This window comes from Mycobacterium sp. TH-M103, assembly GCF_057473785.1.
The window spans coordinates 1-11,314 of record NZ_JBYCLG010000178.1 but is presented as its reverse complement, the minus strand read 5'-3'; the positions used below and the strand labels follow the sequence as shown (position 1 = coordinate 11,314).

The 11,314-nt window shown below is 69.1% G+C and carries 9 protein-coding genes and 1 pseudogene; 7 read left to right on the top strand and 3 right to left on the bottom strand.

What is annotated here, in order from left to right:
• The 6 genes and pseudogenes from AC2VOR_RS09800 to AC2VOR_RS09775 all read left to right on the top strand — a co-directional run.
• On the top strand, window positions 1–539 hold a 539-nt coding region (locus AC2VOR_RS09800), incomplete at its 5' end, for an amidohydrolase family protein (RefSeq protein ID WP_486963696.1).
• Window positions 536–1,777 (top strand): M24 family metallopeptidase, encoded by a 1,242-nt coding sequence (locus tag AC2VOR_RS09795; protein WP_486963695.1) that lies wholly within the window; start codon window positions 536–538, stop codon window positions 1,775–1,777. The genes AC2VOR_RS09800 and AC2VOR_RS09795, both read left to right, overlap by 4 nt.
• Window positions 1,767–2,885 (top strand): M24 family metallopeptidase, encoded by a 1,119-nt coding sequence (locus AC2VOR_RS09790; RefSeq protein ID WP_369737005.1) that lies wholly within the window; start codon window positions 1,767–1,769, stop codon window positions 2,883–2,885. Before AC2VOR_RS09795 ends, AC2VOR_RS09790 begins: the two co-directional genes overlap by 11 nt.
• A gap of 2 nt (window positions 2,886–2,887) precedes the next feature.
• Window positions 2,888–3,884, top strand: a pseudogene (locus AC2VOR_RS09785) (enoyl-CoA hydratase/isomerase family protein).
• Window positions 3,884–6,301, top strand: coding sequence for a CaiB/BaiF CoA transferase family protein (locus AC2VOR_RS09780; RefSeq protein WP_369737007.1), 2,418 nt, complete (start codon window positions 3,884–3,886; stop codon window positions 6,299–6,301). Before AC2VOR_RS09785 ends, AC2VOR_RS09780 begins: the two are co-directional and overlap by 1 nt.
• Before the next feature lie 5 nt (window positions 6,302–6,306).
• Complete coding sequence (locus tag AC2VOR_RS09775; RefSeq protein WP_369737008.1) at window positions 6,307–7,179, top strand: SDR family NAD(P)-dependent oxidoreductase; 873 nt, start codon at window positions 6,307–6,309, stop codon at window positions 7,177–7,179.
• A gap of 51 nt (window positions 7,180–7,230) precedes the next feature.
• On the opposite strand, the gene AC2VOR_RS09770 is transcribed toward AC2VOR_RS09775, so the two are convergent.
• The 3 genes from AC2VOR_RS09770 to AC2VOR_RS09760 all read right to left on the bottom strand — a co-directional run bounded on the left by AC2VOR_RS09770 (window position 7,231) and on the right by AC2VOR_RS09760 (window position 9,862).
• Window positions 7,231–8,052, bottom strand: a complete 822-nt coding sequence (locus tag AC2VOR_RS09770) for an SDR family NAD(P)-dependent oxidoreductase (protein ID WP_486963697.1) — start codon at window positions 8,050–8,052, stop codon at window positions 7,231–7,233.
• Window positions 8,053–8,175: 123 nt separating this feature from the next.
• The gene (locus AC2VOR_RS09765; RefSeq protein WP_486963694.1) at window positions 8,176–9,024 is read right to left on the bottom strand and encodes a mycofactocin-coupled SDR family oxidoreductase; all 849 of its coding nucleotides are present in this window, start codon (window positions 9,022–9,024) and stop codon (window positions 8,176–8,178) included.
• Between the two features lie 187 nt (window positions 9,025–9,211).
• Entirely contained in the window at window positions 9,212–9,862 is a 651-nt protein-coding gene (locus tag AC2VOR_RS09760; RefSeq protein WP_369737009.1) for a TetR/AcrR family transcriptional regulator, read from the bottom strand.
• A gap of 241 nt (window positions 9,863–10,103) precedes the next feature.
• Here AC2VOR_RS09760 and AC2VOR_RS09755 point away from each other — a divergent pair, with 241 nt between their 5' ends.
• Window positions 10,104–11,279 (top strand): acyl-CoA dehydrogenase family protein, encoded by a 1,176-nt coding sequence (locus AC2VOR_RS09755; RefSeq protein ID WP_486963693.1) that lies wholly within the window; start codon window positions 10,104–10,106, stop codon window positions 11,277–11,279.
• Window positions 11,280–11,314 lie beyond the last annotated feature (35 nt).

Genomic DNA, 11,314 nt, shown 5'->3' with positions numbered 1-11,314 from the left:
CCATGCGGGCCGTGTGGGACGAGATCGAAGCCGCCGGGCTGCCGCTCACCCACCACATCGGCGAAACCCCGCCGAAGAGCCCGTGCGAGTTCAACAGCGTCGTCGTGGGGATGATGATCAACATCGACGGATTCCGGGAGACGTTCTCCAAGTACATCTTCGGCGGCATCCTCGATGACCACCCGGGCCTGCGGATCGGCTGGTTCGAGGGCGGGATCGCGTGGGTGCCGTGGGCGCTGCAGGACGCCGAGCACCTGGTGGCCTCCTACCGGCACATGTTCAACCGGCCGCTGCAGCACGACGTGCGGTACTACTGGGACACGCACATGATGGCGTCGTTCATGGTCGACCCGCTGGGTCTGCAGCTGATCGACAAGATCGGCGTCGACAAGGTGATGTGGTCCAGCGACTACCCGCACAACGAGAGCACCTACGGCTATTCGGAGAAATCCCTGGCGGCGGTCGTCGACGCGGTCGGGCCGGCTGACGCGGCGAAGATCGTCAGCGGCAACGTCACCCGATTCCTGGGGCTGGAGTGACGACGCTCGCCCCTGCCGGCGCGGGCCTGGCCATCCCCGACACCCCCGACTTCGCCCGCCTGCGCCGGGAGACCGGGGCGCGCCTGCGCTCGGCGATGACCGAACGCGGTGTGGACGCGATGGTGTTGCTCGGCAACAACACGGTGGTCTATGCCACGGGGACCAGCTGGCCGCTCGGCGACGCCGGGTTGTCCTATGTCGAGCGGCCGCTGGCCGTGGTCCTCGCCGACGACGAGTGGCCGCATCTGTTCCTGCCGTACCGGGAGGGCGTCGCGCACGAGTCGGAGTTGCCCGCCGACCACCTCCACGGCCCTGTCTACCTCGAATTCGACGAGGGCGTCGCCACTTTCGCGCGTCAACTGGCCGACCTGGTGCCGGCCGGGGCCGTGATCGCCGTCGACGAGTGCACCGGGGCCATGTCGCGTGCCGGGAAGTCGTTGTTCGGCGGCGGCGCTCCCGCCGACGCCGCCGCGATCGTCGGTGCCGCCAAGGTGGTCAAGACCCCGGACGAACTGGCCTGCATCCGCACCGCGGTCCGGATCACCGACGAGGCGATGGTCGACGTCCACAAGTCGCTGGCCCCCGGCATCCGCCAAATCGAGCTGTCGGCGCGCTTTTTGCGGCGGGCCTTCGAGCTCGGGGCGATGGCCAGCATGCTGGAGCCGATCTGGCAGGTGATGCCGCACAGCAAGGCCGAGGGCGTGTGGACCACACACGGCGATCTGGCACTGCCGCTGCTGACCACGGAGCGTGAGCTGGCCGAGGGCGACGTGCTGTGGACCGACGTCAGCATCACCTACCGTGGCTACTGCTCCGACTTCGGGCGGACCTGGATCGTCGGTCGCGCACCCACGCCACGCCAGCAGGCGCAGTTCGAGAAATGGCAGCAGATCATGACCGCCGTCGAGGGGGTGGCCCGGGCCGGCGCGACCGCCGGCGATCTCGGCAGGGCCGCCACCGCGGCCAACGGCGGCACCCGGCCCTGGCTGCCCCACTTCTACCTCGGCCACGGGATCGGCGTGAACGCGGCCGAAATGCCCATGATCGGAACCGATCTCGGGCAGGAATTCGATGACGACTTCGTCCTGCAGTCCGGCATGGTGCTGGTGCTCGAGCCCGTGGTGTGGGAAGACGGCACCGGCGGCTACCGCAGCGAAGAGGTCGTGGTGATCACCGAGGAGGGTTCGATCCGCTTGACCGACTACCCCTACACCCCCTATGGCCCCCATGTCGGTTGAAGTCTGCCCCGACGAGCGCGCGCTGCGCTCGGGGCGCCGCCGGCGAGTGCTGGACCAGATGGCGGCACACGACCTCGACGTCCTGGTCCTCGGCCGGCAGGCCAACGTCCGCTACGTCACCGGCACACCGCAGCTGTGGGTCGCCGGGACCCGGCCCTTCGGCCCGTCGTGTGTGCTGGTGCGCGCGACCGGCGCCGTTCACCTGCTGAGCACCTGGGACGAAGGCGTCCCCGACGACATCCCCCACGAGAACCTGTACGGCATCTCGTGGAATCCGGCGAACACCATGGCGGTGCTGCGGCGCATCGACGGTGCGGCCACCGCGCGCCGCGTCGGCACCGACGCGCTGTCACCGGCTTTCGCGCAGCTGCTGCCGACGGCGTTTCCCAACGCGACGTTGGTCGACGGCGAGCTCGCCATGCGCGCCGCCCGGCGGATCAAGACCGCCGAGGAGGTGGCCGCGGTGCGGGAGGCGATCGCCAAGGCCGAGTCGGGTTTGGCCGCCGCGGTGGCCGAGCTGCACCCGGGAGTGCGCGAACAGACCCTGGCCGGCGTCATGCTGGAAGCCATGGCGGGCGGCGGCGTGGCGACCCCCGCGAACCAGGAATTCGCCTGGGCGACGTCGCGTGATCACCCGTGGCGGCGGGTCGGTGGCGATGGCCGCGTGAACGACGGCGACCTGGTGGCGTTCTCGGCCGGCGTGCTCGCCGGCGGCTACATGGGCGAGGTGGGGCGAACCTGGCCCGCAGGGGCTGCCGGCGACGCCGGGCCGTTGCGCCGGCGTTCGGAACGGCTGTGGGACAAGCTGTTAGCGGCGTGTCGGCCGGGGGCGGGGGCCGCCGAACTGCTGGCGGCCTATCGGGCCGCGGGCGAGCAGGCGCCGCCCATGCCGGTCGCGCGAGGGCTGGGCATGGGATTCGATCCGCCCGTCGTCTCCCCGCACCTACCCGAAACCGCGACCCGCGAACACCTGGAGCCGGGAATGGTGCTGGCCGTGACGGGTTACGTCTGGGAACAGGGGGTCGGGGCGGTGTTCGGGCGCGAAGCCGTGCTGATCACCGACGACGGCCACGAGGTGCTGACCTCGAGCCCGTCCTGGCGCGAATAGCGATGGCCGCCAAGCCCGGCCCGCCGGCCGACAAGATCATCCGCTACCGCAAGGACGCCAAGACCCGCATCGCCACGATCACCTTCGACCGGCCCGACCATCTCAACGCGCCGACCATCGCGGCCCGGGTGCGCTACGCCGACCTCTTGCACCGGGCGTCCATCGACGACGACGTCAAGGTGCTGGTGGTGCGGGGAGCGGGGGAGGACCTGGGCTCCGGCGCGGATCTCCCCGAGGCCATGTCGGCGCAGAGGTCCGAGGACCAGGGCCCGCGTCTCGCCGAGTTCCGGCTCGGCGCCGACGAGGTCAGGTACCCCCCCGCAGGGATCGTTGCGGCGCGGCGCCACTCTCGGCCAGTGGTATGCCAACCCCAACTCCGGGATACGCGGCCTGCAGGACTTCAAGAAGATCAGCATCCTCGAGGTCAAGGGCTACTGCTACGGCTGGCACTTCTATCAGGCCGCCGACGCGGACCTGGTGATCGCCAGCGACGACGCCCTGTTCGGGCACCCGTCGTTCCGCTACTACGGGTGGGGCCCGCGGATGTGGTGGTGGGCGCAGACCATGGGGATCCGGAAGTTCCAGGAAATGGTCTTCACCGGAAGGGCTTTCACCGCCGAGGAGATGTACGACTGCAACTTCCTCAACAGCGTGGTCCCCAGGGCCGAACTCGAGGCGGAGGTGGAGAAGTACGCGCTGGCGTGCGCGCGCAACCGCTCCACCGACACGGTGTTCATGCAGAAGGTCTTCTTCGAGATCATGAAGCAGTTCCAGGGCGAGTACATGGGTAGCATGCTCAGCGGCGTCTTCGAGTCGATGGGCGGGCTGGTCCGCCCCGACGCCGACGACGAGTTCACACTCGACGGTGCCCTCGCACGAGGTCTGGGCGATGCGGTCAACGACAACGACGGCAGGTTCCCCCCGGACTGGCGTCTGAGCAAGAGCGGGCGCATGAAGGCGGGCGCCAAGAAGAATGCCCCGCGGAAGCGGAAGCAGTAGTGGCGCAAGCTGATACCGAACCGCCGCTGGCGGGCTACACGGTGGTGGAGCTGTCCTCGGGCATCGCGGGCGCCTACTGCACGAAGCTGCTCGCCGACGGCGGCGCCGACGTCGTCAAAGTCGAATCGCCGGAAGGTGATCCGCTGCGATCCTGGTCGTCCTCGGGCGCGGTCATCCCACCCGGCGGTGACGGCGCGCTGTTCGCCTTCCTGGCCGGGTCGAAACACAGCGTGGTCGCCGATCCCGCCGGCCGGGACGACGTCGAACTCGTCGACCGGCTGCTGGCGGCCGCCGACGCGGTGGTCTGGTCGGCCGGATCGAAAGTTGCCGACAGCCAAGACTTCAGCCCCGCGGCGATCCATCTCCGCCACCCCCACCTGACGGTCCTGTCGATCACGCCCTTCGGCCTCGAGGGCCCCTGGCGGGACCGGGTAGCGACCGAATTCACGCTGCAGGCATGGTCGGGCGGAATCGTCGGCCTCGGGCGCGGCGAGCCGGACCGCGCACCGGTGTTCGTCGGCGGACAGGTCGGGGAGTATCTGGCCGGGGTGTATGCGAGTGCGGCGCTGCTGGCCACGCGACACTGCGGCGCCGGCCAGCTGCTCGACCTGTCGATGCTGGAGGCCCAGATCCTCGGGCTGACCTACTATCCCGTCACCTACTTCGAAATGCTGGGGCGGCCATGGCGAGACGCGCGGCGCGTCACCGTCCCGGGGGTGGCGCGCGCCAAGGACGGACTCGTGGACGTCGGCTGCGGGACGGCGCAGCAGTGGTTCGACCTGTGCGCGATGGTCGGCCACCCCGAGTGGATCGACGAGGCGTCGCCCCTCACCATCACCGAGCAGGCGACCCTGCACGCCGACGACATCTACGCGTGGTTCGAGACCAACACCGTCGACGACATCCTGGAACTCGCCACGGCCTTCCGGATCCCCAACGCGCCGGTCGCCAACGGCGCGAACATGGCCGCGCTGGAACACTTCCGGGAGCGCGGCTCGTTCGTGCCCAACCCGCGCGACGGGTTCCTGCAGCCGGCCCACCCCTACCGCATGCGCCCCGCACGGCTCCGCCCGCCCCAACCGGCGCCGCGACTGGGCGAGCACACGGCACGCTACCGATCCGCCGAACCGGCCCCGCGCCCCACGCCCACCGCGCCGGCACGCCGGCTGCCCCTCAGCGGGCTTCGGGTGCTGGACCTGACGACGTTCTGGGCGGGCCCCTGCTGCACGCACTTCCTGGCCATGCTCGGCGCCGAGGTGATTCACGTGGAATCCACCCGCCGGCCCGACGGCACCCGGCTGATCGCCGGGGTGCCGGTCACCGAAAACCAATGGTGGGAGCAGTCCCCGATCTTCGCGGCGTTGAACACCAACAAGAAGGGGCTCACGCTGGACCTGCAGAGCGCGCGCGGGCGGGAGTTGCTGTGCCGGCTCGTCGCAACCTGCGACGTGATCGCGGAGAACTTCACGCCGCGGGTGCTCGACCAGCTCGGCCTGGACTTCGCCGCGGTCCAGTCGATCAAGCCCGACGTCGTCATGGTGCGCATGCCCGGGTTCGGCCTGGACGGCCCCTGGCGTGACAAGCCGGCGTTCGCCTATGTCATCGAGTCCGCGGCCGGCGTGAGCTGGATGACGGGCTATCCGGACCGCACCCCCTACGATCCCTATTCGGTCGGTGACCCCAACGCGGGCATGCATTCCCTCAATGCGCTGCTGCTGGCGCTCGAGCACCGCCGCCGCACCGGCCAGGGCGTGCTGGTGGAGGCGGCGATGGTGGATGCCGCGCTCAGCGTCGCCGCCGAGCAGATCATCGAACACTCCGCGTACGGGGCGCTGCTGGAACGCGCGGGTAACCGGGGACCGACGGCGGCGCCGCAGAACCTCTACCGCGCCGCCGACATCGACGAGTTCGGGCGCCCCGACAGTTGGGTCGCAATCGCCGTGGCCACCGACGAGCAGTGGCTGAAACTGTGCGGCGCCATCGGATCACCTTCGTGGGCAACCGATCCGAAGCTGACGACGGCGGCGGGGCGGCGCGCCCACCACGATTTCGTCGACGGACAGCTGGCCGCATGGTGCGCCGACCGCAGCCGCGACGACATCGTGGCGACGTTGTGGGAGGCCGGTGTGCCGGTGGCCAAGGTCATGCAACCCCATCGCCAGACGGAGCTCGAGCAGCTGGGATTCCGCGGCTTCTTCGAAGAGGTCGACCACCCGGTGAAGGGTCCGGCTAGGCTCAGCACCGTGCCGATGAGGTTCTCCGCCGGGCCTGAGAGGTTGCACACCGCTCATGCGCCGCTGCTGGGTCAGCACAACCGGGAACTGCTGGCGGAGCTGGGCCTGACCGACTCGGAGATCGCCGGGTTGGAGGCCGACGGCGTGATCGGCGGGGCACCCGCGATGGGCGCGGGGGGCTAGCCGCTATGGCGATCGATCCCTCGGACATCCTGCTCACCGGCCGCGTCGCGGTGGTAACCGGCGGGGGAGCCGGTATCGGACGCGGCATCGCGGCCGGCATGGCCGCGTTCGGCGCGTCGGTCGCCATCTGGGAACGCGACCCCCAAACCTGTGCGCAGGCGGCGGAATCGCTTGGCGCGCTGGGCGTCGAGACCGACGTCCGGGACGGCGAACAGGTCGACGCCGCGCTGCAGCGCACGACCGACGAACTCGGGCCCGTGACCATCCTGGTGAACAACGCCGGTGGCGTGTTCTCCTCACCGCTGCTGGAAACCAGCGAAAACGGTTGGGACGCACTCTACAAGGCCAACCTGCGGCACGTGCTGCTGTGCACGCAGCGGGTCGCTCGGCGGCTGGTGTCGGCGGGGCTGCCCGGCAGCGTCATCTCGGTGACCTCGATCGAGGGCGTGCGCGCCGCACCGGGCTACGCGGCGTACGCGGCGGCCAAGGCGGGCGTCATCAACTACACCCAAACCGCGGCGCTGGAGCTGGCGCCGCACGGGATCCGGGTCAACGCGATCGCCCCCGACATCACGCTCACCGAAGGATTGGCACGCCTCGGCGGTGACGCGGCCCTGGCCAGGACGGGCAACATCGTCCCGCTGGGGCGGCCCGGCCACGTCGACGAAATCGCCGGCGCCGCAGTCTTTCTGGCCTCGGACATGTCGGCCTACCTGACCGGGCAGACACTGCACGTCGACGGCGGCACCCACGCCGCCGGCGGCTGGTACCACGACCCGCAGACCGGCGACTACCGCCTGGGGCCGCCGGGCGATCGGGTTAGCCCGACGACGATGCGGGCTGGCGCAGCCCGAGGAGGAGTCGGGCAATCGGGTTAGCCCGACGACGATGCGGGCTGGCGCAGCCCGGGGAGGAGTCGGGCAATCGGGCTAGTGCCGCCAGCCTTCCGCGGCCTGTTCGTCGAAGGTGCGGTCGATGCGCTCGAACCTGCGGCGGATGGACGCGCGGGCGGCCCCGTGCGGCAGGATGTACAGGCGGTTCGCCGCGATCCCGTCGGCCGTCAGCCGCGCGATGTCCTCGACGCCCAGGGTGTCGTCCTCCACGGGCAGCGTCGCCTCCGGGGACGACGACATCGCATGGTCCGCGCCGCGGATGCGTTCGGAGTTGGCGACCAGCTTGGTCTCCACGACCATCGGGCACAACACCGAGACACCGATCCCGTTGGGCTTGACCTCGCGGGCCAGCGTTTCGGCCAGGCCGACGACGCCGTACTTGGCGACCCCGTACGCTCCCAGACCCGCGTTGGGGACCAGGCCGGCGAAGGATGCGGTGAAGGCGATGTGTCCGCCCGTGCCCTGCTCGATCAGCCTCGGCAGGAACGCCTCCACGGCGTGGATGGAGCCCCACAGGTCGATGTCGATCACCCAGTGCCAGTCGTCGTGGCTCATCTGCGCGAGCGGTCCCGCGACCACGATGCCGGCGTTGCTGAACACGACGTCGACGCCGCCGAGGAGGCGGAACGCCTCGTCGGCGAGATTCACCATCGCGTCGAGGTGGCGGACGTCGCACGTGATGCCGTGGGCCTCGAATCCTTCGCCGCGCAGCCGCGCCACCGCCTGCTCCAGCGCGGGTTTGTCGACGTCGGCGAGCACGACGCCGGCGCCCCGGCGGGCGAACTCGATCGCCGTCGCCAACCCGATCCCGCTCGCGCCGCCCGTGACGACGGCCTTACGCCCTTCGAATCCATTCATCGCCACATCGACCTCACCGACATCCGTCACATCGACATTTCGCAGGAAAAGTGCGAGAGATGCCCTGCAGAACGTCCATCTCGGCGAATCTAGCGGGCACCGGACGGACGGTGAGCGCCGGCCCTATTTCAGGCAGCCACCCGCATCGACGGGCAGGGTCACGCCGGTGACGTAGCGGGCTTCGTCGGAGGCCAGGAACAGCACCGCATTGCTGATGTCCACCGGCTCCACCCACGGGATCGGCATCATGTGGAACATCTGGCAGATCGGCGCCATGTCGTCGGGACCCGGGTTCTCCAGGTCGGGGCGGAACATCTTGAAGGTGCCCTCGTTGTGCAGCATCGGAGTCTTGACGTGGGTCGGGTGCACGGAGTTGACGCGGATCATGTGCTGCCCCAACTCCACCGCGAATGCCCGCATCAGTCCCACGACCCCGTGCTTGGCGGCGACGTAGTGACCGGTGTGCGGGTAGGCCTTGAGCCCGCCCACGGAGCTGGTCAACACGATCGAACCGCCACGCCCCCCGGACAACAGATGCGGCACACCGGCTTTCACGGTCTTCCACACCCCGGCCAGGTTGATGTCGATCATCTCGGTCCAGTCTTCTTCGCTGGTCTTGTCCAGCGTGTCGCCGCCATTGCCGATCCCGGCGTTGGCCACGATGATGTCGAGCCGGCCGAGTTGCTCGACGCCGCCGTCCACCGCGGCCTTCAGCGCGTCGTAGTCGCGAACGTCGACCTCGGCCGTGACGATCCGGCGGTTGTGGCCCTTGACCAGGTCGGCGGTCTCCGCGAGGTCCTCGGGCGTGGACGCCGGGATCGCGGTGTCGGTGACGCCGTCGCGGATGGGCTTGCAGATGTCGACGGCGATGATGTCGGCGCCTTCCTGCGCCAACCGCACCGCGTGACTGCGGCCCTGGCCGCGCGCCGCACCGGTGACGAAAGCGACTTTGCCCTCAACACGTCCAGCCATGTCTGCCTCGATTCCTTCCCCCGGGATCGCATCGTGCCGCACCTGAACTCTGTCATCGCCCCCAGCGGGTGTCAATGACGGACTCATTTCTGATATTTGTGGTTCTGAATATTAGAGAACCATATTCTCGCAACGCAAATTTCGTTCGCGATGTGCTCACATCGTCAGGTGTGATGAGGGGCCGGCGTCAGCCGACGAAGCCGCGCGAGCAGAAGTCCCATACCTCGTCGGCGGTGATGGGGTGGGTCGTCGCGTCGTCGGAACCGCCGCTGGATTGTGCGATGAACATGACGGTCTGCATGGTCATCGCGGCCATCCGCTTGGGATTGATGCCGGTGCGCAACTTGCCTGCGTCGCAGGCGGCTTCCATGAGCTCGGTCAGCAACGCGAGCAACGGCGCGTGGGCGACCTTGACCTCTGCCGGATGTGTCACCAGCAACCGTGGAGCAAAGTCGGTGAACAGGGGGCGCTTGGCCGTCGGGTCGGGACGCGAGGCCTCGTACAACAGCTCGACCGCCACCTTGAGCCGCTCTAGCGGGTCGGTGTGGCTTTCCGTGGCGGCGCGGATCTGTTCGGCCGACCGGCTCAACGCGTCCTCGAACAGCGCGAGCAGCAACTCGTGCTTCCCGTCGAACTGCAGGTAGAAGCTGCGCAGCGACTGGCGCGACCGGTCCACGACCTCCTGGACGGTAAAGTCCGTGCTGCCCTTTTCGATGATGATCGCCTGCGCGGCGTCAAGGAAGCGCTGAACACGCTGCGCCGCACGCAGTTTCGCGGTTTTGATCGACCGCTCGACGGCCCGCTGCTTCCAGGCCGGTTCTTCGCTCGGGCTGGTCACGGGCGGCTCGGACGATTGCCGCGGGGGGAGAACATGATTGGACTCTACCGGAGAACGCCGTGACATCGCTGCGCTCGACCCCCTCACGGAAGACGTGTCGGAGATTGTAACTTCCTATCAACGAGAATAGTATTCTCTCAGTCGTATCTTTGGAAGCGGAATCGTCAAGAGGCTACCGCCGGGTAGGTGGAAACCTTGATCTACCGGTTTTCTGCGACCGCCATAATCCCCGGGGAGTGTTGTGCAGCTGACTTTCGACGCCGACGTCGAGGCCTTCCGCGCCGAATTCGTGGCCTTCCTGGACGCGCATCTGCCCTCGGACGCCGAGGCGTTCGAGCGTCCGCGGTCCAGTTCGCACATCCCCGAGTGGGCGCGCCGCTGGCAGCGGCTGCTGTTCGACAACGGGTGGCTGCTGCCCGGCAATGCGCCGGAGTTCGGGGGCCGCAACGCCACCTTGTTGCAGCAATACGTCTACCGGGAGGAACTCGGTCGGCGGCGCATCTACCAGAGCTTCAACCCGCAGGGCGTGGGCATCGTCGCGGCGTCGTTGCTGTCGTTCGGCACCCCGGAGCAGCAGCGGCGGTGGGCCGTACCCATCCTGCGTGCCGAGATCACCGCGTCGCTGGGCATGAGCGAACCCGGGGCGGGATCGGACCTGGCGTCGCTGAAGACGCGGGCCGTGCTGGACGGCGACCATTTCGTGGTCAACGGGCAGAAGGTGTGGACATCGGGCGCCCACGACGCCGACGTGCTGCTGGCGTTCGTACGGACCGATCCGAACGCGCCCAAGCACAAGGGCATCAGCGTGCTGCTGATCCCGACCGACACCCCGGGTGTGGTGCGCCGCCCGTTCGCGTCGATGTGTGACGGCGACGAGTTCGACTTCAACGAGGTGTTCTTCACCGACGCGCGCGTGCCGGCCGAGAATCTGGTGGGTGGGCTCAACGAGGGCTGGCGGGTGGCAACCGGTTCCCTGGGCCACGAACGCGTCATGCTCTGGATGGGATACGTCGACCTTTTGCACGAGATGACAATCGATTTCAGCCCCGCGGGGCCGCTGCAGCGGGATGGCTACGCCACCCTCGTGATGGATGCCTACGCGCTGCGGCTGCTGGGCTCGGCGGCCCTGGCGCGCGCCGCGCGCGGCGAGGAAGACGTCCCCGCCCAGTCGGTGCTCAAGCTCCTGGGCTCGGAGGCCCTGCAGCGCGCCGGCGAGGACGCGTTGCACGCCGCGGGACCCGACGGGCTGGCGGCCCGCGCGGTCACCGCCCCGTTCGCGCCGCTGAACCTGGACAGCCACTACCGCGGCTGGTTCGACCGCTACGCGCGCTCGTTCGCCGCAACCATTGCCGGCGGCACGTCGGAGATCCAGCGCAACATCATCGCCGAACGAGTGCTCGGTCTGCCGCGCAACTAGTCTCGCGAGCCGGCGGCCGTCGCGTCGCGCGACGT